At 73.5% G+C, this 21,897-nt stretch carries 22 protein-coding genes; 16 read left to right on the forward strand and 6 right to left on the reverse strand.

Annotation, left to right across the window (positions count from 1 at the left end; translation table 11 throughout):
• Positions 1-2 precede the first annotated feature (2 nt).
• Both ACN263_RS13860 and ACN263_RS13865 read right to left on the reverse strand, forming a co-directional pair.
• Positions 3-539: a hypothetical protein gene (locus ACN263_RS13860; protein ID WP_422740214.1), complete on the reverse strand. Its 537-nt coding sequence runs from the start codon at positions 537-539 to the stop codon at positions 3-5.
• Positions 536-1,459, reverse strand: coding sequence for an Asp23/Gls24 family envelope stress response protein (locus ACN263_RS13865; RefSeq protein ID WP_422740215.1), 924 nt, complete (start codon positions 1,457-1,459; stop codon positions 536-538). Before ACN263_RS13865 ends, ACN263_RS13860 begins: the two co-directional genes overlap by 4 nt.
• A 216-nt stretch (positions 1,460-1,675) precedes the next feature.
• On the opposite strand from ACN263_RS13865, the gene ACN263_RS13870 reads away from it, so the two are divergent.
• The 3 genes from ACN263_RS13870 to ACN263_RS13880 all read left to right on the forward strand — a co-directional run bounded on the left by ACN263_RS13870 (position 1,676) and on the right by ACN263_RS13880 (position 5,856).
• The gene (locus tag ACN263_RS13870) at positions 1,676-3,292 is read left to right on the forward strand and encodes an Ig-like domain-containing protein (protein ID WP_422740216.1); all 1,617 of its coding nucleotides are present in this window, start codon (positions 1,676-1,678) and stop codon (positions 3,290-3,292) included.
• A gap of 107 nt (positions 3,293-3,399) precedes the next feature.
• On the forward strand, positions 3,400-4,266 hold the full coding sequence (locus ACN263_RS13875; protein WP_422740217.1) for a hypothetical protein: 867 nt from the start codon (positions 3,400-3,402) through the stop codon (positions 4,264-4,266).
• Positions 4,267-4,557: 291 nt separating this feature from the next.
• Positions 4,558-5,856 (forward strand): hypothetical protein, encoded by a 1,299-nt coding sequence (locus tag ACN263_RS13880; RefSeq protein ID WP_422740218.1) that lies wholly within the window; start codon positions 4,558-4,560, stop codon positions 5,854-5,856.
• A gap of 102 nt (positions 5,857-5,958) precedes the next feature.
• On the opposite strand, the gene ACN263_RS13885 is transcribed toward ACN263_RS13880, so the two are convergent.
• The gene (locus tag ACN263_RS13885) at positions 5,959-6,306 is read right to left on the reverse strand and encodes a histone-like nucleoid-structuring protein Lsr2 (RefSeq protein ID WP_422740219.1); all 348 of its coding nucleotides are present in this window, start codon (positions 6,304-6,306) and stop codon (positions 5,959-5,961) included.
• A gap of 155 nt (positions 6,307-6,461) precedes the next feature.
• Complete coding sequence (locus ACN263_RS13890; protein ID WP_422740220.1) at positions 6,462-7,070, reverse strand: response regulator; 609 nt, start codon at positions 7,068-7,070, stop codon at positions 6,462-6,464.
• Positions 7,071-7,168: 98 nt separating this feature from the next.
• On the opposite strand from ACN263_RS13890, the gene ACN263_RS13895 reads away from it, so the two are divergent.
• The 5 genes from ACN263_RS13895 (at position 7,169) to ACN263_RS13915 (ending at position 12,107) form a co-directional block, all read left to right on the forward strand.
• Complete coding sequence (locus ACN263_RS13895; protein WP_422740221.1) at positions 7,169-7,900, forward strand: sensor histidine kinase; 732 nt, start codon at positions 7,169-7,171, stop codon at positions 7,898-7,900.
• 85 nt (positions 7,901-7,985) lie between these two features.
• Positions 7,986-8,855, forward strand: a complete 870-nt coding sequence (locus tag ACN263_RS13900) for a manganese catalase family protein (RefSeq protein ID WP_422740222.1) — start codon at positions 7,986-7,988, stop codon at positions 8,853-8,855.
• 76 nt (positions 8,856-8,931) lie between these two features.
• Positions 8,932-9,213 carry a hypothetical protein gene (locus tag ACN263_RS13905; protein ID WP_422740223.1) on the forward strand — a complete coding sequence of 94 codons (282 nt, stop codon included), beginning with the start codon at positions 8,932-8,934 and terminating at the stop codon, positions 9,211-9,213.
• 38 nt (positions 9,214-9,251) lie between these two features.
• Complete coding sequence (gene lon, locus ACN263_RS13910; protein WP_422740224.1) at positions 9,252-11,582, forward strand: endopeptidase La; 2,331 nt, start codon at positions 9,252-9,254, stop codon at positions 11,580-11,582.
• A gap of 120 nt (positions 11,583-11,702) precedes the next feature.
• Positions 11,703-12,107, forward strand: a complete 405-nt coding sequence (locus ACN263_RS13915) for a DoxX family protein (RefSeq protein WP_422740225.1) — start codon at positions 11,703-11,705, stop codon at positions 12,105-12,107.
• A gap of 57 nt (positions 12,108-12,164) precedes the next feature.
• Here ACN263_RS13915 and ACN263_RS13920 read toward each other — a convergent pair whose 3' ends face one another.
• Positions 12,165-13,886, reverse strand: coding sequence for a DEAD/DEAH box helicase (locus ACN263_RS13920; RefSeq protein WP_422740226.1), 1,722 nt, complete (start codon positions 13,884-13,886; stop codon positions 12,165-12,167).
• A 178-nt stretch (positions 13,887-14,064) separates the two neighbouring features.
• Positions 14,065-14,247 (reverse strand): hypothetical protein, encoded by a 183-nt coding sequence (locus ACN263_RS13925; protein ID WP_422740227.1) that lies wholly within the window; start codon positions 14,245-14,247, stop codon positions 14,065-14,067.
• Positions 14,248-14,298: 51 nt separating this feature from the next.
• On the opposite strand from ACN263_RS13925, the gene ACN263_RS13930 reads away from it, so the two are divergent.
• The 8 genes from ACN263_RS13930 to ACN263_RS13965 all read left to right on the forward strand — a co-directional run bounded on the left by ACN263_RS13930 (position 14,299) and on the right by ACN263_RS13965 (position 21,893).
• Positions 14,299-14,817, forward strand: a complete 519-nt coding sequence (locus ACN263_RS13930; RefSeq protein WP_422740228.1) for a 2'-5' RNA ligase family protein — start codon at positions 14,299-14,301, stop codon at positions 14,815-14,817.
• Between the two features lie 264 nt (positions 14,818-15,081).
• The gene (locus ACN263_RS13935) at positions 15,082-15,825 is read left to right on the forward strand and encodes an ArsR/SmtB family transcription factor (protein ID WP_422740229.1); all 744 of its coding nucleotides are present in this window, start codon (positions 15,082-15,084) and stop codon (positions 15,823-15,825) included.
• 100 nt (positions 15,826-15,925) lie between these two features.
• A complete protein-coding gene (locus tag ACN263_RS13940) occupies positions 15,926-16,951 on the forward strand; it encodes a cytochrome P450 (RefSeq protein WP_422740230.1) in 1,026 nt (341 codons plus the stop codon).
• Positions 16,948-17,745: an isocitrate lyase/PEP mutase family protein gene (locus ACN263_RS13945; protein ID WP_422740231.1), complete on the forward strand. Its 798-nt coding sequence runs from the start codon at positions 16,948-16,950 to the stop codon at positions 17,743-17,745. The genes ACN263_RS13940 and ACN263_RS13945 overlap by 4 nt, the downstream gene beginning before the upstream one ends.
• Positions 17,746-17,880: 135 nt before the next feature.
• Complete coding sequence (locus ACN263_RS13950) at positions 17,881-18,837, forward strand: DUF5715 family protein (RefSeq protein WP_422740232.1); 957 nt, start codon at positions 17,881-17,883, stop codon at positions 18,835-18,837.
• A 4-nt stretch (positions 18,838-18,841) separates the two neighbouring features.
• Positions 18,842-20,443, forward strand: coding sequence for an asparagine synthetase B family protein (locus tag ACN263_RS13955; RefSeq protein ID WP_422740233.1), 1,602 nt, complete (start codon positions 18,842-18,844; stop codon positions 20,441-20,443).
• Positions 20,444-20,497: 54 nt separating this feature from the next.
• Positions 20,498-21,325: a MerR family transcriptional regulator gene (locus ACN263_RS13960; protein WP_422740234.1), complete on the forward strand. Its 828-nt coding sequence runs from the start codon at positions 20,498-20,500 to the stop codon at positions 21,323-21,325.
• 91 nt (positions 21,326-21,416) lie between these two features.
• Positions 21,417-21,893 (forward strand): DUF1203 domain-containing protein, encoded by a 477-nt coding sequence (locus ACN263_RS13965; RefSeq protein WP_422740235.1) that lies wholly within the window; start codon positions 21,417-21,419, stop codon positions 21,891-21,893.
• Positions 21,894-21,897 lie beyond the last annotated feature (4 nt).

The raw sequence follows: 21,897 nt of genomic DNA on the forward strand, positions 1-21,897 counted from the left end.
GTTCAGGGCCGGTCCGGCTCGATCCAGGCCGTCACGTCGAGGTGCGCCGGCCGGCAGTCGGCCGTCCTGGCGAACCGGCGCACGGCCGCGTGCACATACGGGTGGACCGTCGCGGCGCGGGCGTCGCCGGCCAGGTCCAGGTGGACCTGGACGTCGGGTCGCGGTGCCGCGCCGCTGAGCACGACCCGGGCCCGGCGCACGCCCGCTGCCTGGACCAGATCGCGTTCCAGGGCGCGGACCAGCACGTCGCTGGCCAGGCGGGTACGACCGGGACGGACGCCCGGTCGGGTCAGCACGCCCCGCAGGGTTCCCTCCGGCCTGCGTACCGTCCGGTGCAGCAGGCGCTGGCCGGCGACGGCGCACAGCAGCCCGGCGACCGCCGCGGCCAGGGTGCTCCACGGTGTCGCGAGCCGCCACGCCTCCCGCAGTCCGGCGCCGAGCAGGACCGGGTCGGCGTCGACCGTCAGCACGGTTGTCCCACCTGCCACCAGCAGCAGCCCGACGACCGTCCACAGCAGGCGGTGCGCGGCGTCGGTCATGCCGACCGCCGGTGGGGCAGCAGCCGGAGATCGACGCGGTCGGCGCCCGGTGCGGCGAGGTGGCGCAGTTCCTGCCGTACGGCGAACTCGACCTCGGCGCGGGCCGCCGGGTCGCCGGTCGCGCGCAGCCGGGGCCGCCACCGGTCGCCGTCACGTCGGACCCGTACCTGGGTCCGCCGGACGCCGGGAACGGTGTCCACGGCGTCGGTGAGTCGGCGTTCCACGCACCGCCGGTACAGGTGCCAGCCGTCACGCTGGTCGACCCGCAGCCGCACCGGCGTCCAGCGCCGGAGTTGCGCGGCCAGGACGACGAGGCCCAGTCCGACGGCCACGCCGGCCGCCGTCCGGACGCCCGGATCGTGCCAGCGGGTGGTGGTCAGCGTGTCGGCCCAGCCGGGGCGCAGGAGCAGTGTTGTCAGGCGACCCACCGCGGCCAGCAGGGCCTGCGTGGCCAGCAGGACGCCGCCGACCAGCAGCGTGACGGCCAGCAGCGCCGACGCCACCCGGTTGACGGTCGCCATGGTCAACTCCCTGGGCGTGGCGGCAGGGCGCGGCGTGGCCGGGCCCGAGTCGGGCAGCACGAGATCCCGCACCGTGATCGTCACGGCGGCCACGGCGTGCCCCGTGTCGGCGTACACCCGCGCGGCGACGGCCCGGCGGACCGCGTCGGCCAGAGCGGGTACGCGGTGGCCGTACTCGGTGACGAGGTCGAGATCGAGGCCCACGGACCGGTCGTCCAGGCGGACGGTGACCGGGCGGACGTCGCAGACGCCCGGCACCCGGCCGGCCGCGTCGACCGCGATCCGCCCGACCCGGGCCGCCGCGTCGCGGCCTGCCGCGGCAGGGCGCGGGCGGTACCTGTCGAGGCGGCGGGGAGCCGGTCGGCGCGCGGCGAGGGGCCCGAACTGGTGACGCGACATGTGCTGACCTCCCAGCCGGTGCGCTACGGGCGACCTCGCTGGATACACCTCGACGGGCCTCCCGGAACCCGCAAGATATGTGACTCAGGTCACATCATGCGGATAAGTGCGTCGTCCAAGGGCTGGTCATGGGGTTTTCGAGCAGTGTCCGGCCTTGACGTCCGACGTCGGCCGGACCACGATCCCAGTGACGAATATCGATGACGGGGGTCGTTGATGAGGAATCGGGTCATCCCGCTGGCCGTCGTGGCGCTCGTCGCCGTCGCGGGCGCTCTCGCCGTGGTCCTCCCGGCCTCCGCCGCCAGTGGGTGCGCGGCGCAGCTCGTGATCAATACCCGGCACCCGTCGATCCTGCGTGGCGAGCTCAGGGTGCACAGTGCCGGTCAGTCGCTCGCGGAGTGGACGCTGCGGTTCCCGCTGCGATACCCGACCGAGCAGGTCAAGAACGTCGACGGCGTGCGCTGGGAACAGCACGGCGGGCAGGTCACGATCCGTAACCTGCCCGGTGTCACGCTGCCGGCCGACCGGACGGTGTCCTTCCCGTACGTCATGACGCACGGGGTGGTCTGGACCGACCAGCCGCAGGACTTCACGCTCAACGGCGTCACCTGCACCACCGCCGTGCCCGCGCCTCCGCCTCCGTCGACCCCACCGCCGACCTCGCCGAGTCCGACGCCGAGCGGTTCACCCAGCCCCACCCCCGACCCGAACCGCCCGTCTGTGCGGATCACGAAGCCCGAGGAGGGTGACCATTTCTTCGCCCCGGCCACCATCACCGTGCAGGCCGTCGCCACGGCCGCGCCCGGCCGGCGGATCACCCGCGTCGAGTTCTTCGGCTGGGGCAACGGGTCGGGCACCATTTCGCTCGGCACCGACACGACCGCGCCGTACACCGTCCAGTGGCGCGACCGGCCGGCCGGCTTCTACGGCGTGTACGCCCGGGCGTACGACGACCAGGGCGCGACATCGACCAGCAACGCAAGCGGCTCGGTACGCGTGCTGACACCGGGCGAGGAGCGGCAGGCCCCGTACGTCAGCGTGGTCCGCGACCAACTCTGGGGCATCTCCCCGGTCATCGACGCGGCGGCGCCCCGACCCTTGAGGCCGCTCGTGCGCACCGGCGCGGAGGCCCGTTGCGTGCAGGGGCGCGGCATCTGGGACGGCCCGGTCGACGCCGCCGCCGTGGCCCGGCTCGTCGCCCGCGACGTGCAGGCGGTGTACCTCCCGCTCAACGAGGCATGCTGGCTCGGCCTGTCGTACGTGGACACCCGCTACGGCGGCGAGCCGTACCGGCAGGAAGTCGTCGCGTACACGCAACGGTTGAGGGCCGCCGGCATCACGCCCATCGTCGCGCTGGCCTGGAGCCACGGCCGCTACACCGGGCCGGGGGCGGCCTGCCGGGACGAACGTGCCGTCTGCGCCAAGCCGATGCCCGACGCCGCGTACGCCATCGACTTCTGGCAGAGCGTCGGTCAGACCCTCGGCACCGAGGCGGTGGTGTACGACCTGTTCGCGGCCCCGTACCCGGATCGGGCCATCGCCGACCCGGAGCTGGCCTGGACGTGCTGGCGCTGGGACGACCAGGCGTGCGCCGCGCTCGGCTATCCGACGGTCGGCATGCTGCAGTTGCTGGCCGCGCTCCGGACGGGATCCCCCGGCGTGGCGCTCGCCAGTGGCCTGGACGGCGGCACCGACCTGTCCCAGTGGGCCGCGTACGTGCCGGACGACTGGTATTACAACGTCGCGGCGGCGTGGCGGCCGGCCGTACCCGGGGACTGCCACCCGCCGACCCTGCCGCAGGCGCCGGTCGTCGTCACGGCGGTCTGCCGGTAGCGGACCCGGGCGTGGCGCTCCGGTGACGGGCGGGCCGCGCCGCCGGACCGGGTGGCCGACCGCCTAGACTCGGCGCGGTTCGACCGACCGGCGGATGGATCAGGCAGATGACGAGCAGCGACGACCGCGGCTGGCTGCGGGCGTTGCCCGCCGATGGTGGACGCGACGCGCTGTTCAGCCGCGCCGGCCACCGGGTGTACGGGCCGCGCCGGCTCAGCGAGCTGGTGCAGGGACGCCCGCCGGGAGTCACCGGCAGCCAGTGGGGCTCGGCCAGCCGGACCGCGTTCGACCTGGTGGTCTGCGCGGCCGACACGCACCGTCCGGTGGTCGCCGTGACGATCGGGCCGGTCCCGCTGCCCGGCTCGGCCGAGCAGCGCGCCGAGCGACTCACCGACGCCGTGAGCGCGGCCGTCGGCCTGCCCGTGCTGCGCATCGGGTCGCCGACGCTGCGGGCCGCCGAGCACGGCCGGCGCCTGATCGAGTACGTGCTCGACGCGCGCGCCTACGCGGCGGGCGGCACCGGCGACGAGCCCGCACCGGTGGGCTTCCGCGACATCCTCGGCCGGCTGCCCGACGGGCGGACCGGCCCGGTGAACGACCTCGGCGCGTTGGCCCGGGCGGCGGCCGTCGAGGCGTACGTGGCCGGGCAGCTCGCCGACCCGATCGTGCGCGGGCTGCACGTGCACTGGACCGACGGCCCGGCGCAGGGGTGGAGCTGGGTCCAGCCGCGACTGGACAGCTGTCTCGTCGAGCGGGTGTCGATCACGGCGCAGCGCTTCTCCTGCGGCGTCGACGAGGCCCGGCTCGCCGAGGACCTCGCCACCGTCGCGATCGGCGAACGGCTGCGCGCCGCCCGGTCGGACGGTCCGGATCTGCTCGCGCGCGTGGACCTCACCGCCGAGATCGCCGCGTTGAGCCGGCGGCGTGACGAGCTGGTGGGCGGTTTCGCCTTCGATCACCTCTGCGCGGACTGACCGGTCACTGTCCGTCGCTGGACGCTGCTCCGCACCCGATCCGATCGGTGCGGAGCATTTTTCTGTGCGTGGGTTGAACCTTCCCCGCCGTCGTCCCGTACTCCTGCGCGAATGAAGAGGATCTCCCCAACCGCGTCGACCGGGCGCGGGCGACGGTGCGGAAAGGGCATCGTCGGCCATCGACACGTTACCGGGTAGGTCGCGGTGGCCGCCGCCATGGCGTGCCATCTCACATCCGTCGGTCCGCCGAGGGCAGGAATCCACTACCGGATCGAGAAGGAGAGCAATTCGATGCGCAGGTCCACTCGGGCGCGCCGGTCACCCGGCATCGCGCGGAGCAAGCGTCTGCTGGCCGTTGTCGGCACGCTGGTGGTCTTCGGTGGAGTAGTCGCCGTCACCCAGATTTCGTCGGCCCAGGACCGGCGGACGAACAAGCCGCGGCCCGCCGCCGGGCAATGCGTGGAACCGAGCCCGGGCTCGACCGCGCCGAGCGGCACCTCGACCAGCCGTACCTGGCAGAACGGTCGGTGGGTGCGCAACCACTGGGGTGACGGTCAGGAATCGGTGGCGGAGTGCGAGGACGGCAAGGACGGCACGGTCGGCACCGGCTCGGCCATCGCCTGTCCGGATGTCCTGTCGAAGCTGCCGCAGGTGCCGGAGCGGGCGCGCGCCGAGGTCGACCGTAACCTCGCGCAGCTGCAGAGCCAGATCGCCGAGGCCGACCGCCGGCTCGCCGCCGAGGGCAACAAGGGTCAGGGGTTCATCAACAACGCGATTCTGCGGCCGTTGGCCGACAAGCGTAAGGCGGTGCTGGACCGGATCACCACCGCCATCGACCGGGTCGGGCCGCGCCCGCAGGGTCTGGCGCAACTCGCCCAGTGCCAGGTGCAGCCGACCGGCAACAACAACGGTGGCGGCAACAATGGCGGAAACACCGGCGGTGGCAACAACAACGGTGGGAACACCGGCGGTGGCAACAACAACGGTGGGAACACCGGTGGCGGCAACAACGGTGGGAACAACGGCGGCAACGCTCCCGGCGCGGGCCTCGGCGTCCTGGCCAACAACTGCGACGAGAGCAGGTTGGAGCCGCACAACGGTTTCCAGCTCGGCAACCGCTGTGTCAGCACTGAGTTCGGTGAGGTCGGCGCCGCCGCCAACAACCCGTCGCTGCTGATCACCCAGTTCCCGCAGCAGGTCGGCCGCAACCAGCCCTTCACCCTGCGGGTCAGCACCAAGAACCTGGTGCGGGACCGGTTCCTGGCCGCCGGCCAGGGTGGCTACTACGTGGAGAGCTCGCTGCTCAACGACCAGGGCCTGGTCCGGGGTCACTTCCACACCGCCTGCCGGATGCTGGACAGCCTGACCGCGCCGCCCGAGCCGCAGGAGGTGCCGGCGTTCTTCGTCGCCACCGAGGACGGCCGCGGCGGCGCCCAGCCGGACGAGGTGACCATCCAGATTCCGGGTCTGCCGGAGTCGGGCACCGCGCAGTGCTCGGTCTGGGCCGGTGACGGCTCGCACCGGCTGCCCATGATGGAGCGGGCGAACCAGACCCCGGCGTTCGACTCGATCCGCATCACCGTCAACTGATCGGCGGCCGGCCACCCGGGCGGACAGCACCCGGGTGGCCGGCCGCGCACACCGCGACGGGGTCCCACCGAAACCGGTGGGACCCCGTCGCGGTGCTGCGTGTCAGCGGTTCTTGTACGCCTCGACGACCTCGACCGGGATCCGGCCCCGCTCGGAAATCTTGTAGCCGTTCTTGACGGCCCATTCCCGGATCGCCCGGTTTTGTTCGCGGTCCATTCCCGCGCCGGTGGGTCGCCCGGGCCGCCGAACTGTCCGTGCGTTGTCCGCCGGGCCCCGACCGATCCGCCGGCCCGCATTGATGTATGGGTCCAGCGCCTTACGCAGGACACCCGCATTCTCGTCCGAGACGTCGATGGTGTACGCGACACCGTCGAGACTGAACTCGACCGTCCGATCGGCCTTCCCGCCGTCGAGGTCGTCGGTCAGCACCGTGATTACTTTTCTCGCCATTGCCGATTACTCCCTGTGTGTGGCGGGATGTGTCCAAAGTCTGACCCACCACCCGGGGAATCCGCAACAATATGCGTCTCATTCATTTCGGCGCGTCGCGATTGCGTGCCGCACAAAACAGCGAACCGGCCGTAATCGCAGGTGTCGGTGCGGTGTCAATCGGTGAGCAGGCCGGCGTGGCCGGCGACTGCCGCCGCCTCCGCCCGGTTGGTCACCCGCAGCTTGCGCAGCAGCGCGGCGGTCATTCGTTTCACCGTCCGTTCCGAGACGTGCAGTTCCTCGGCGATGTCGACGGTGCTGCGTCCGGCGGCGATCGCCCGCAACAGGCGACGCTCCTCGCCGTCGAGGTCGACGGCCGCCGCCCGGGTGGGTCCGAGCAGGGCGCGCAGCAGGTCCGCCGGCAGGACCGCCCAGCCGTCGAGGATCGCCAGCAGCGGGGGCAGCAGTTCCTCCGGTTCGCTGGTCTTCGGCAGGAACCCCTCCGCGCCGGCCCGCAGCGCCTCCAGGGCGGGCGTCGGGTCGGTCGAGCCGGACATGGCGACCACCCGCACCCGGGGCGTGGTCCGCCGGATGGCGGCCACCGCCCGGACGCCACCAGGCGGTGGCATGTGCAGGTCGACCAGCGCGAGGTCGGGATGACACCGGCTGATCATGCTGGCCGCCGCGGCGGCGTCCCCGGTCGAGCCGACCACCTCGGCGCGTCCGTCGGTGGTCACCGGAAGCAGCAACTCCAGGCCACGGACGAACAGCGGGTGGTCGTCCACGACGGCGAGCCTGAGGTTGGGGGCGTCCGGCATGTCTGGGCCGTTCCCCAGCGGGTACCGATCATGCGGGTATGCACCGATCGGGGGGAGTCGGATGGATGCGCGCACGCCACGGCTGGCAGGGCTTGTTGCGAGGATTGCGGCGGACCGGACCCGGATCGGGCAGCGCACCCTCCCCGGCCGTCGACGCCGACCTGCTGCTGCGGGTGTTGTGTCACGAGTTCCGTACCCCGGTCAGCGCGCTGACCTCGCTCACCCGGGCGCTGGCCGATGACCACAAGCCGTTGACCGCCGCGGACCGGCGGGCGGTCAGTGCGCTGGCCCGCGACCAGGCCGTCCACCTGCAGGCCCTGCTGCGCGACGCGACGGCCGGCACCGGCGCGCTGACGCCGGCCGCCCGACCGGAGGTGACCGTGCCCCTGGCCGGCCTCCTGCGCGAGGCGGCCACGCTGGTGCCGGCGGGCCGGCGTCGGGTCCGTGCCACCCGACGGGCGGCCGCCTGGCCGGTGCCGGCCGGCCGTACCCGGCAGGTGCTGGTGAACCTGGTGGAGAACGCGCTGCGGCACGGGCCGGCCGGTGGGCACGTCGGGCTCTACGCCGCGCTGCGCGGCCCCGGCCTGAGCATCGTGGTCACCGACGAGGGGCGGGTGGACGAGGGGCTGCTGGTGGCGCTGCGCCGTACCGCCCCGGCGGTCGGGATGTCCGGGCTGGGGCTGTGGATCGTGCGGCACCTGGTGGCCGTGGACGGGGGAGCGTTGCGGGCGCACCGGTTGCGCCCGCGGGGCGTGGCGCTGGAGGTGCTGCTGCCGGCGGTCCGCCCGCTGCGCTGACCCGCGCGGGACACGGGTTGGCCCGGCCGGGTCAGGGGGATGGGAATCGTCCTCGGTGCCAGCACTCCGGGGCCGAGGAGGTCGCATGTTCAGCCACGTCAAGGACCTGCAGTTCGAGGCGAAGCCGGACGCTCCGGACGCCGCGTTCGCCCGCCGTCTACAGGAGGTGCTGGGCGGCAGGTGGGGCGAGATGACGGTGGCCAACCAGTACCTCTTCCAGGGCTGGAACTGCCGACTCCCGGGCAAGTACAAGGACCTGCTGCTCGACGTCGGCACCGAGGAGGTCGGCCACGTCGAGATGATCGTCACGATGATCACCCGGCTGCTGGACAACGCGCCACTGGCGCTGTCGGACGCCATCGCGGACAACCCCGACGGCGGGGCGGTCTATGCCGCGTCGAACCCGGCGCACCTCATTCATGGCGGGGGCGGCGCGCTGCCCGTCGACGCCAGCGGGGTGCCCTGGAACGGCGCGTACATCACCGCCAGCGGCAACCTCCTGGCCGACTTCCAGCTCAACGTCACGGCCGAGGCGCAGGGCCGGTTGCAGGTCGCCCGGCTGTTCAACATGACCGACGACCCCGGGGTCAAGCAGATGCTGCGCTTCCTGCTGGCCCGCGACACCATGCACCAGAACATGTGGCTGGCGGCCATCGAGCAGCTCAAGGAGGACGGCCTGGAGGAGATGCCGGTGCCGGAGGCATTCCCGGACTCGGCGGAGTTCACCGCCGAGTTCGGCTACACCTACCTGGGTTTCTCCTCGGGCACCGACGCCGCCCCGGGGCGTTGGGCGTCCGGGCCCGCGCCGGACGGCAGGGGCGAGTTCCGGTACGACGGCAACCCGCGCGCGAACGCCCCGGAACCGGTGCTGCCGCCCGGTGACCCGCGGCTGTACGGCACCAACCCGGGCCTGGCCGGCGGTGTCGTGAACACCGTCAAGAGCAAGCTCACCTGAGATCGTCCCGTCGGGCCGGCCGTCCCCGCGCGGGCGGCCCGACGAGGCCGCCCACCCAGCGGATGAGGAGAACCGCATGTCTGTCGTCGCGCCCACCCGCGATTCCGCGGTGGTCCCACTGTCGCGTACCCGGGTGAAGTTGGTCGTCTGCACGGTGCTGACCGCGCTCGCCGTGGGGGTCGGGTTGCCCGCCCGGGTGGTCCTCGCCCTGGCGCTGACCAGCCTGGCCATCCCCGTCGCCGTGGCGCTGGCCGGGGGTGGCCGGGCGGTCCGGGACCTGCTGCTGCCGACCCGCCACCGGACGCCGGACAGTGGTCTGGGTCACACACCGGAACAAGGGGAACGCTTTGTTACTTGAGTGAGACACGCTCAACTCAACGCGATAGCAGGTGTTCGATGGCAACTCTTCCGGTACTTCCGCTGACCGACGCCGTGCTGCTGCCCGGCATGGTCATCCCGGTGACCCTCGACCCGACCACCCAGGCCGCCATCGACGCGGCACGGGCGACCGGCGACCGCAAGCTGCTGGCCGTCCCGCGTATCGACGGCGAGTACGGCCCGATCGGCGTGGTCGCCACCATCGAGAAGGTCGGCCGCCTCCCCGACGGTGAGCCCGCCGCCGTCGTCCGTGGCCTGTCCCGCGCGCGCATCGGCTCCGGCGTGCCCGGTCCCGGCGCGGCGCTCTGGGTCGAGGCGACCGAACTCGACGAACCCGCTCCCGCCGGCCGCGCCCGGGAACTCGCCCGCGAGTACCGCGCCCTGGTCACCTCGGTGCTCCAGCAGCGCGGCGCCTGGCAGGTCATCGACGCCGTGGAGCGGATGACCGACCTGTCCGAGCTGGCCGACTCGGCCGGCTACGCGCCCTGGTTGACCCTGGACCAGAAGACCGAACTGCTGGCCGCGCCGGACGTCACCGCCCGGCTGGAGCTGCTGGTCGGCTGGGTGAAGGACTACCTGGCCGAGCAGGAGGTCACCGAGCAGATCAACAGCGACGTCCGCGAGGGCCTGGAGAAGTCGCAGCGGGAGTTCCTGCTGCGCCAGCAGCTCGCCGCGATCCGCAAGGAGCTGGGTGAGGAGGAGCCGGACGGCTCGGCCGACTACCGCTCCCGGGTGGAGAGCGCCGAGCTGCCGGACAAGGTCCGCGAGGCGGCCCTGCGCGAGGTCGGCAAGCTCGAGCGGGCCAGTGACGCCTCCCCGGAGGCGGGCTGGATCCGTACCTGGCTGGACACCGTGCTCGAGATGCCGTGGAGCACGCGTACCGAGGACAACACCGACCTGGCCGCGGCCCGGGCGGTGCTGGACGCCGACCACGCCGGCCTGGCCGACGTGAAGGACCGCATCCTGGAGTACCTGGCGGTGCGCAACCGGCGGGCCGAGCGCAACCTCGGCGTGGTCGGCGGACGCGGCTCCGGCGCGGTGCTCGCCCTCGCCGGCCCTCCCGGGGTGGGCAAGACCAGCCTCGGCGAGTCGGTGGCGCGTGCCCTCGGACGCAACTTCGTCCGGGTGTCGCTCGGCGGCGTCCGCGACGAGGCGGAGATCCGCGGCCACCGGCGCACCTACGTGGGCGCGTTGCCCGGCCGGATCGTCCGCGCGCTGCGCGAGGCCGGCTCGATGAACCCGGTCGTGCTCCTCGACGAGGTGGACAAGCTGGCCGCCGGCTACGCCGGTGACCCGGCCGCCGCCCTGCTGGAGGTGCTCGACCCGGCCCAGAACCACACCTTCCGGGACCACTACCTGGAGGTCGACCTGGACCTGTCCGACGTGCTCTTCCTCGCCACCGCCAACGTGGTGGAGTCCATCCCCGGTCCGCTGCTGGACCGGATGGAGCTGGTCATGCTGGACGGGTACACCGAGGACGAGAAGGTCTCCATCGCCCGCGACCACCTGCTGCCCCGGCAGCGGGAACGGGCCGGGTTGACCGCCGACGAGGTGACCGTGGCCGACGAGGCGCTCGGGCTGATCGCGGGGGAGTACACCCGCGAGGCCGGTGTCCGACAGCTCGAACGGGCCCTGGCCAAGATCCTGCGCAAGGTGACGGTGGCGCTGGCGACCGACCCGTCGCCGGTACGCGTCGACACCGACAACCTCAGCGGCTACCTGGGGCGGCCGAAGTTCACGCCGGAGTCGGCCGAACGGACGGCGGTTCCCGGTGTCGCCACCGGGCTCGCGGTGACCGGCGCCGGCGGTGACGTGCTCTTCATCGAGGCGACGAGCATGGAGGGCGAGCCGGGGCTGACCCTGACCGGCCAGCTCGGCGACGTGATGAAGGAGTCGGCGCAGATCGCGCTGTCGTACCTGCGCTCCAACGGGCGACGGCTCGGCATCGACCCGAACGCCCTGGCCGGGCGGCGCATCCACGTCCACTTCCCGGCGGGCGCGGTGCCCAAGGACGGCCCGAGCGCCGGCATCACCATGGTCACGGCCCTGGCGTCGCTGGTCACCGGCCGCCCGGTCCGTCCCGAGTTCGGGATGACCGGTGAGGTGACGCTCTCCGGTCGGGTGCTGCCGATCGGCGGGGTGAAGCAGAAGCTGCTCGCCGCGCACCGGGCCGGCCTCACCGAGGTCATCATCCCGAAGCGCAACGAGCCGGACCTGGACGACCTGCCGACCGAGGTGCGCGAGGCGCTGACCGTGCACACCCTGGCCGACGTGGCCGACGTGCTCGCCCTGGCGCTGCGCCCGGCCGACGTCGAGGCGCTGGACGGACCGGCGCTCTCCACGGTCTGACGCTCCACATCGATGACCCCCGCCGTCCCCGTGACGGCGGGGGTCATCGATGTCCGTACTGTCTCGCGGTGACGCTCCTGCGCACCCTCCGCCGCGAGGCGGTTCCCCCGGAGGTAACCCGTGAACCTGCCGCTCTGGGTCATCCAGATCCTGCTCGCCGCCGTCTTCGCCGGCGCCGGACTGGCCAAGCTGACCCAACCCAAGGACAAGCTGCGCGAGATGATGCGGTGGGTGGACCCCGTCCCGCCGTCGCAGGTCAAGGCCCTCGGCGCGGTGGAGGTGGCGGCCGCGCTCGGGCTCGTTCTGCCCCCGCTCACCGGCATCGCCACCGTGCTCACCCCGCTCGCCGCCGTCGGGCTCGTCATCGTCATGACCGGCGGCATCCTCGTGCACCTGCGCGACCGGAAGAGGCGCGACACGGCCGCCGAACGTCAGCGGGAGATCCAGGGCGCGATCACCTGCGCGGTGCTGCTCGTCCTCGCCGCCGTGGTGGCCTGGGGCCGCTTCGGCCCGTACTCCTTCTGAGGCCCCGTACGCCTTCTGAGGGCCGCGTCGGCGACCGACGGTCGCCGACGGCTCGGCTCAGCGCTCGTCGCGGCCGCGGTCGCGGCGCACGGTGGCCTTGCGGCCCTTGATGGTGCTCTGGCGCAGCCCGGAGATCACCTCGTCGGCCACGCCCTGCGGCACCTCGACCAGGGAGAACCGGTCGGCGATCTCGATCGAGCCGATGTCCCGGCCCCGGATGCCGGTCTCGCCGGTGATCGCGCCGACCAGGTCCTGGGGGCGTACCCCCGCGCGCCGGCCCAGGCCGACGAAGACCTGGACGGTGTTGCCGCCGCCGGAGCGTGGCCGGCCCCCGCCGCGTCGGTCGCCGCCCCGGCCGCCGAACTCTCCTCGGCCCTCGCGGGGAGCGCGGACCGGGACCTGCGGGATCTCCTCCTCGTCGTCGGAACCCGGCGACGTCACCTCGTGGGCCAGTTTGACGGCGGCGAGGGCGACCTCCATCAGGTCGAACTCGTCGGTGAGGGTCTCCACGATGACCCGGTACGGGTCGAGGTCGTCCTCCAGCAGGCTCTCGCGCAGCGCCGCCTGGGTCAGCTCCAACCGGCGGGTCCGCATGTCCGCCACGGTCGGGATCTTGTCGATGGTGATCCGCTGGCCGGTCACCCGTTCGATGGTCTTGAGCATCCGGTGCTCGCGCGGCTCGGCGAGGGTGATCGCCACGCCCTCGCGTCCGGCCCGACCCACCCGACCGATCCGGTGCACGTACGACTCGGGCGCCGACGGCACGTCGTAGTTGACCACATGGGTGAGCTGTTCGACGTCCAGCCCACGGGCCGCCACGTCCGTCGCCACCAGCAGATCCGCCGTGCCGGCGCGCAGCCGGCCCATCACCCGGTCCCGCTGTTCCTGGCTCATCCCGCCGTGCAGCGCCTCGGAACGGTAGCCCCGGCCGTTCATCGTCTCGGTGAGCCGGTCCACCTCCTCGCGGCTGCGGCAGAACACGATCGCCGCCGTGGGTGACTCCACGTCCAGGACCCGGCCCAGCGCGGCCGGCTTGTGCGCGCGGGTCACGATGTACGCGCTCTGCCGCACCCGGGGCGCCTCGCCCGCGACCGGCTGTTCCCGACCGATCTCGATGCGGACCGGGTCGGTCAGGTGCTGGCGCGCCATCCCGTCGATCCGCGACGGCATGGTGGCCGAGAAAAGCACCGTCTGACGCTCGGCGGGCGCGTGCTCCAGGATCGCCTCGATGTCCTCGGCGAAGCCCATGTCGAGCATCTCGTCGGCCTCGTCGAGCACCACCGTGGCCAGGCCGCCCAGGCGCAGGGTGCCCCGGGCGATGTGGTCCAGCGCGCGCCCCGGGGTGGCCACCACCACGTCGACGCCGCTGTCGAGTGCCCGCAACTGCCGCCCGATCGGCTGCCCGCCGTAGATCGGCAGCACCCGCGCGCCCAGGTCCTTGCCGTAGCGGTGGAACGCCTCGGACACCTGCACCGCCAGCTCCCGGGTCGGCACCAGCACCAACGCCACCGGGTCCCCGCCGTCGCGGTGGGCCGGCATCCGGTGCAGCAGGGGCAGCGCGAACGCCGCCGTCTTGCCGGTGCCGGTGGCGGCCTGACCCAGCAGGTCCTGACCCTCGATGAGCGGTGGGATGGCCTCCCGCTGGATCGGGGTCGGCTCCTCGTAGCCGAGAGCGGACAACGCGCCCAGCAGTTCGGCGCGCAGCCCCAGGTCCGTGAAGGCGGTCACATCGGGGTCGCTGGCGGTCGGTGCGTCGTGCTGTGCAGGTGCGGAACTCATGTGCCAAGCCTTTCATCACCCCGTCGGGGCCGCTGCGCCGACCGGCACAACACGGCTCGCGGGCATCCCGGCGCCCTGGTGATCAAGAGGTTCGCGTCAGGAATCGTGGTCAGCCTGACGCGAACCTCTTGATCACCTGCTGGGGAAGCGGCCGGGGGAACGGCGGGCCAGCGGCGGATCACCGTTGGCGCGTCGTGGTGGCCGTGCCGCGCCGCCACCAGACCATTGCCGGCACCCTCAGCAGGTGCCCGCCAAGCAGCAGACCGTCGCCGTCGAGCAGGCCGGCCCAGAACCGCGCCCCCGCGCCGGTGATCATGAAGTTGTTGTCGTGACACGCCGAGTGAACGGGCAATAACTTCATGATCACCGGAGTGGGGTGGGTCGGTAGGGGGGCGGTCGGTAGGTTGGGTTTGTGCGTACGGTCGAACTGGTCTGTTCGCCCGGGTTGGACGTAGCTATCCGGACGGTATGGACGCGGCTGGCGGCCTCTGGGCTGCCGAGCCTGGCTCGCAACATCCACCCGACCAACCGGCCGCACCTGACCCTCGCCGCCGTGGACGATTTCCCGTCCGGCGTCGCGCATCGCCTGGCGCAGTTGTTCGACGCGGCGCTGCCGGTGCCGGTCACGCTCGACCGGGTCGTCGTCCTCGACGGCAGCGCCCCGCTGGTCTGGCTCGTACGGCCGACGCCGGCGTTGACCGCGCTGCACGCCGCCGTCTGGGACGTGCTGGGCGCGGCCGAGGGTCAGCGTCCCTGGCACACCCCGGGCGCGTGGGTGCCGCACCTGAGCCTGGCGCTGCGGTTCCGCGACGCGGACCTGCGGATGGCCCGTGCCGTCGCCGGTGGGCAGCGCCCGACCGGCGCGTTCGACGGTGCCCGCAGCTACGACGGCACGGACCGGACGGTGACAGCGCTGACCCTCCGCGCGTGACGGCACGGACAGTCCCCGCGAGCGTGGCCGACACCGCCGACCCCAGCTGCCGATCAGCCGGTTGAGGACGGGAAGGCCGACTTGCCGGTGCACACGACGATCGACCACCCCACCGTCGACTTCCGGATCGTCCCGGTGCGGCATCGCATCCCGTGATCCACCACGGCGGCGAGGCGGCGAAACAGCGGCCCTCGCCACCCCGTGGGGTCGACGAGGGACCGGACCCGTCTGATCGGTGCGCTGGTGGTCGGCGATGATGGAGCCATGAGTGGTGGCGTCGGCGGCGGGGGGATGGCCGAGCTGGCCGCCCTGCTGGCCGACGGCACCCGGGCCGGCATCTGCCTGGCGCTGCTCGACGGGCGGGCGTGGACCGCCGGCGAGTTGGCCCGACGTGCCGGGGTCGCCCCGTCCACGGCCAGCGAGCACCTCACCCGGCTGGTCCGGGGTGGGCTGCTCGTCGAGGAGCGGCAGGGCCGGCACCGCTACCTGCGCCTGGCCGGGCCGTCGGTGGCCCAGTTGATCGAGGACCTCGCCGGACACGCGCCGGCTCCGCCCACGCCGACCACGTCACTGCGCGCGGCGCGCGCCACCGCCGCCCTGGCGTACGCCCGGACCTGCTACGACCACCTGGCCGGGCGGCTGGGCGTGCTGCTGTACGACGCGCTGCTGGCCGACGGGCGGCTGGACCGATCCAGTGGGTTGGCGCTGACGCCCGACGGGTGGGCCTGGGCGGCCGGGTTGGGCGTACCGGTGGACGTGCTGCGGGCCGCCCGCCGACCGGTGGTCCGCGACTGCCTCGACTGGACCGAACGCCGCCCGCACCTCGCCGGCGCGCTCGGTGCGGCACTGCGTCGCCGCTTCACCGAGCTGGGCTGGATCACCCAGGGCGCCGGCCGGGCGGTACGCCTCACTCCGGTCGGCCGCCCGGCCCTGGCCGAGAGCCTGGGCGTGCCCGTGAGCGCCCTCATCCCCGACACGCACCCGGTGCCGTCCAGCGGCCGAGCCTGACCCGCCGCCCGCCGCCCGCCGCCCGTCGCCCGCTGCCCGCCGCGCCGCGGTGCCGGACTGTTCGGTGGGGAGCGAACGGTTCGGGTTCTACGGTCGAGCGGTGATCGACATCTGGCCTGACATCGCCCCCGTCGCGGGAACGCCGGCATGCGGCCCGCCCAGCCTCGAGCCGGACGGCGGGTGGTGCGTGACCCGGCACGCCGACGTCCGGGCGGCGCTGACCGACCCGACGTTCCGGGTGCCCGCCGTCGACAGCGGTCCGCCCGGCACGCTCGCCTGGCTGCGCGCCTCGGTGAGCAGGTTCAGCCCGCCGGAGTGGCATGCCGAGCGCCGCGCGATCGGGGTGCGCGCGTTGGCCGAGCTGGACCCGGACGAGCTGCGCCATGAGGCGGCCCGGTTGACCGTCGCCCTCCTCGACCGGGCCGGCGACCACCTCGACGTGATGCGGGACCTGGCCCGACCGGTGCCACTGCGGGTCCTGGCCGGCCGCCTCGGTCTCGTCGATCCGGCAGCCGCCGGGACGGCGGTGGCCGTCGTCGCCGCGGCGTACCACCCGGGTGTGGACCCGGCACTGACCGCGCGGGCCGACCTGGCGGTCGCGGCCCTGCTGACGCGCTGCCCGCCGGCCCCGCCGCCGGTGCGGGCGAACCTGATCGGTCTGCTGGTCCAGGCGTGCGACGCGACCGCCGGCCTGATCGGCGCCGCCGCGCACCACCTGCTGAACCCGGCCGTCGCGAGCACGGCGGGCACCGACGACCTGCTGGCCGAGGTGCTGCGCCTCGACCCGCCGGTCCGGGCCACCCGGCGGGTCACCGTCGACGCGGTACGACTGGGCGGACGCGACCTGCCGGCCGGCAGCCCGGTGCTGCTGCGCTTCGACGCGGCCAACCGTGACCCGCGGGCATTCCCCGAGCCGGAGGCGTTCCGACCCGGCCGGCCGGGTGTCGGTCTGCTCACCTTCGGCGCGGGGGAGCGTGGATGCCCCGGTGACCGGCATGCCCTCGCGCTGGCCGGCGGGGTGCTGGACGTGCTTCGAGAACGCTGCCGGCGTACCCCGGCTCCACTGCGGCACGAGCCGCACCCGACCCTGCGCGTCCCGACCACCGTGGAGGTGAGCGTCCGATGATCGAGCGTCGTGCCGCGTTCCATGCCCTGCACCACACCGGCCGACCCCTGCTGTTGCCCAACGCCTGGGACCACGCCTCGGCGGCGGCGCTCGCCGCGCATGGCCATCCGGCGGTCGGCACCACCAGCCTCGGGGTCGCCGCGACCGCCGGCCTTCCCGACGGCGCGGCGGCCACCGCCGAGGAGACCCTGGCCCTGGCCCGTCGGTTGGCTCGCTTGCCGGTGCTGCTCAGCGTCGACGTCGAGGCCGGGTTCAGCGACGACCCGGTGGAGGTCGCCGGGTACGTGGCGGAGTTGGCCGCCCTCGGTGTGGTCGGGATCAACCTGGAGGACGGGCGCTCCGACGGCACCCTTGCCGATCCCGAGTGCGTCGCGGAGAAGATCGCGGCGGTGAAGGCGGCGGTGCCGGACCTGTTCGTGAACGCGCGCACCGACACGTGGTGGTTGAACGTGCCCGAGCCGCTGCCGCAGGCTCTGAGCCGCGCCCGCGCCTACCGGGCGGCCGGCGCGGACGGCATCTTCGTGCCCGGCACCGTCGACGAGGTGACGCTGCGCCTGCTCACCGAGCGGCTCGACGCGCCGGTGAACGCGCTGTACCAGCCGGGCGGGCCGGGGCTGACCGAGCTTGGTCGGGCCGGGGTGGCCCGGGTCAGCACCGGCTCCCTGCTGTTCCGGGCCGCGTTGGGCGCCGCGATCGCCGCCGTCGACGCGGTCCGCGCCGGAGGGGGCGCCGCACCGGCGGAACTGCCGTCGTACGCCGAGGTGCAAAGTCTGGCGACGGCGGACGGCGACTGACGGTCCCCGCCGGCGCTGGTCGTCGCGTCCGTTCAGGGGTGAATCGGAGGATTGTTCGGTCAGCACCCGGTCTCGGTGATTACGGTGTTTTCAGGGCGATTTACCTAGCGTCGTGACCGGAGAAGGGACGCCGTCATGCGAGTGCCCAGCCGTAGTCCGGGGCAACAGCCCGCGTCGCCCACCGCCCCACCCCGCCGCCGGCCCGCCGGCACCGCCGCCCGACTTCCCAACGCCGCGCCCGACCTCGTCGCCTACCGGGCGGCCGTGGCCGATCTGCTCGTCGAGGTGGGGGCCCTGGCCGACGCCACCAGCACCCGGGCCCGGCAGGTGCTGATCGACGAGCGGCTGCGCGAACCGGCCCTCGCGGCGGTCCTCGACGCCACCCCACAGGGCCTGCTCGGCGCGCGCGAGACGCTGCTGTTGGAGATGGCCCGTTACCAGCCGAACGAGCGCACCTCGGCCCGCGACCTCACCGCGCTGGTCCGGATCTACCTGCTCTCCCGCATCGACGTGCTGTGGTGGCAGGACGCCCCCGTGTTCCGCACCGACGACCAGGTCAACGGCAGCGCGGAGCTGGTCGACCTGGAGTGGCTGCGCCGCCGGGACCTGCTGCGCTTCCGGTACCAGGAGCAACCAGCGACCGTGCTGGGCCGCGCCGCGCGCGGACTGCGGCGGCGGCTGCGTCCCGACGCGACCCCGCACACCGCCGGTCTGCTGTTCCGCCGCGGCCGCCGGGAGGTGGTCGCGCTCCTCAACGAACTGGGCCGGGAGTTCGCCGCCGCCGCGCCCGCGGGCACCCCGCCGCTCTGGGTGACGAGCCTGGTCCGCAGCACCGAGCACCAGTACCGGCTGCGTCGACTGGGCTACGCGGCCATGCTGCCCAGCGGCCACTGCCTCGGCTACGCGGTCGACGTCGAGCTGGCCTGGTTCACGCGGTTCGGCGCGCGCGACGCCCTCGCGGAGCTGCTGCTGGCCCGGCAGGAGGCCGGCGACCTGAACGTGATCGACGAGGGGCAGGCCTGGCACCTGTGTCTCGCGCCCACGGCCCGGCGTCGGCTGCGCCGGGCGTACGAAGCCGAGATGGGGGTCTGAGACCGTGTGCGGCATCGCTCTGAGTCTCGGCCCCGAGGCCGACCCGGCGACGTTCCGGCGGATGCTCGCCGTCCTCGCCCCACGCGGCGAGGTCACCGAGACCCGCTGCGAGACCGGACTGCTCGCCGGCACCCGCCGGCTGCGCGTCGTCGACCGCGACCGGGCCGTGCAGCCCTGGACCTCGACCGACGAGCGGTGGCTGCTCTGCTTCAACGGCGAGATCTTCAACCACGGCGAGCTGCGTGCCCAGCTCACCCGCCTCGGGCAGGTGTTCCGCACCGACAGCGACACCGAGGTGCTGTTGGCGGCCTTCCAGCAGTGGGGCGAGTCGGCGGTGACCCGGCTGCGCGGCGAGTACGCCTTCGCGGTCGTCGAACGCGCCACCGGCCGGGCCTACCTGGCCCGCGACCCGCTCGGCGTGAAACCGCTGTACTGGTCCCGGCGGCCGGGCTGCCTGCACCTCGCCTCCGAGGTCAAGGCGCTCGTCGGGCAGCACGCCCCGGTCAGCGAGGTGCCACCCGGGCACCACGGGTGGGCGGAGCCGGACGGCGCGGTGCGCCTGCGCCCGTACGTCGACCTGCTCACCATCGGTGCGGGCCTGCCGGTCATCGACGACCCGGACGAGGCCACCCTGCTCGTCCGGGCCGCCCTGACCGACGCCATCCGGATGCGGGTGGAGACCGACCTGACCGTCGGCGTCGTCCTCTCCGGTGGGCTGGACAGCTCGTTGACGCTGCGGCAGGTCCGCGACATCCACCCGGACTGCGTGGCGGTGACGGTCGGCGTGCCGGACAGCCCCGACGTCGCGTACGCCCGCCGGCTCGCCGCCGACCTCGACGTGCCGCACGTCGTGGTCGAGCTACGGCCCCGCGACATCCGGCTGGCCGACGTCCGCGAGGCCATCCGGATCTCCGAGCTGACCGAGTACGGCGACATCATCAACGCCGTCGTCTCGGTGCCGATCTTCCGGCGGCTACGGGACCTGGGCGTCAAGGTGGTGCTCACCGGTGACGGCTCCGACGAGCTGTTCGGCGGGTACCCGATGTACCGCCAGGTCGACCCGGTCGCGTCCCGCCGGCTGTTCCTGCACCGGATCCGCAACCTGTTCCGGACCGAGTTGCAACGGGTCGACCGGACCGCCATGGGGCACGGGGTGGAGGCGCGGGTGCCGTTCCTCGACCTCAGCGTCGTCGAGCTGGCGATGCGGCTGCCGCTGGACCTGAAGGTGCGCGACGGCCGGGAGAAGTGGATCGTGCGGCGGGCGTTCGCCGACGTGCTGCCCGACTACGTGCTGCGGCGGCCGAAGCACCCCATGTCGTACTCCTCCGGGCTGCACGAACGGGTCCGGCTCTACAAGCCGCTGTTCGCCCGGATGCACCGGGCGTTCGGCTACGACCTGCTGGAGCCGGTCCGCCGCGACTTCGACACCGTGCTCAGCCGGTGCGGCAACGACCTGGACCGGGCCATCGCCGACGGGCTGAACCGGCCCGACTACACCGTCCTGGAACACGCCCGCGACCTGGTCGGGGCCGCGAAGTGGAACGCGGCGCCGATGGTCCGCCGGCTGGTCGGACCCCGCCCGGTCCGCCGCTCACCGGTGGGCTGACCCCCGCCCGACGCTTGACTCTGACACCGTGTCAGGGACCAGCGTGAGGGGATCATGTTCACCATCGGAGACTTCGCCAGACTGGGCCGTGTGTCGGTGCGGATGCTGCGCCACTACGACAGCATCGGCCTGCTCCGGCCGGCCAGCGTCGATCCGCACACCGGCTACCGCTTCTACCGGGCCGAGCAGTTGCGTCGGCTCAACCGGGTGATCGCCCTCAAGGATCTGGGGCTCACCCTGGAGCAGGTGCGGGGGATCGTGGACGAGGCCGTCGACACCGCCGAGCTGCGCGGCATGCTGCGGCTGCGCCGCAGCGAGCTGGCCGCCCGGCTGGCCGCCGACACGGCCCGGCTCGCGGCGGTCGAGGCGAGGCTCCGGATGATCGAATCGGAGGGTCGGATGACCAACCAGGACGTCGTACTCAAGCAGATCCCGCCGGTCCGCGTGGCGGAGCTGACCGCCGTCGCCGCCAGCTACCAGAGCCAGGACATCGGCCCGGTGATCCAGCCGCTCTATCCGGAGCTCTTTCGCCGGATCGACGCCGCCGGGATCACCCCGTCCGGCCCGGCCATCGCCTGGTACGAACCGGCCGACGACGAGGGCGAGGCCGTGATGGTGCACGCCGGGGTGAGCGTCGGCGGCGGTGTCGCGGCGGTTCCCGGTGTGACGGTGCGGGACCTGCCGGCGGTCGGGACGGCCGCCACGATCCTGCACCACGGCTCGATGGACGACGCCGACCGGAGCGTCCAGGCGCTGGCCCGATGGATCGAGGACAACGGGTACCGCCCGGAGGGGTTCGCCCGCGAGGTGTACCTGGAATATTGCCAGGACTCCCCGGAGCAGGGCGTGACCGAGCTTCAGCTCGCCGTCACCCGCGCCTGACGGTCACGCCGGCGGCTGCCGCCCGGGCCGCCCGCAGCGCCAGGTCCGATCACCGCCAGCATCCGCCACGGCATCGGGGCAGGCTGGACGCATGACAACCACCGCCACCTTCCTCGTCCACGCCGTGCCGGCCGCGGCGCTGGAGCTCGTCCGGCGGACCGCCCGAGACGCCGCCGGCCAGCGCGTCGAAGGGCGCCTGGCCGGCGGCGGGGAGCCACTGCGCTGTTGCCTGCGCGACGCCGAGGCGGGGGAGGCGGTGCTGCTCGTCGGCTACGCCCCGCCGATTGCCGCCGTCGCGTACCGGGAGATCGGGCCGGTCTTCGTGCACACCGCCGCCTGCCCCGGCCCGGACCACGGCGGCGGCTACCCGCCGGGCTGGCGGGGACGTGCCCAGGTCCTGCGGGCGTACGACCGGCAGGGACGGATCTGCGGCGGCCGGCTGCACGACGGCGCGGACCCGGAGGCGGTGATCGCGGAGCTGTTCGCCGACCCGCAGGTGCACCAACTGCACAGCCGCAACGTGATCTACGGCTGCTTCATGTTCGTGGTGGAGCGGGCCGGCGGGTGACGGC

Origin of the sequence: Micromonospora sp. WMMD729 (assembly GCF_049315225.1) — a bacterium.
GTDB lineage: Bacteria > Actinomycetota > Actinomycetes > Mycobacteriales > Micromonosporaceae > Micromonospora.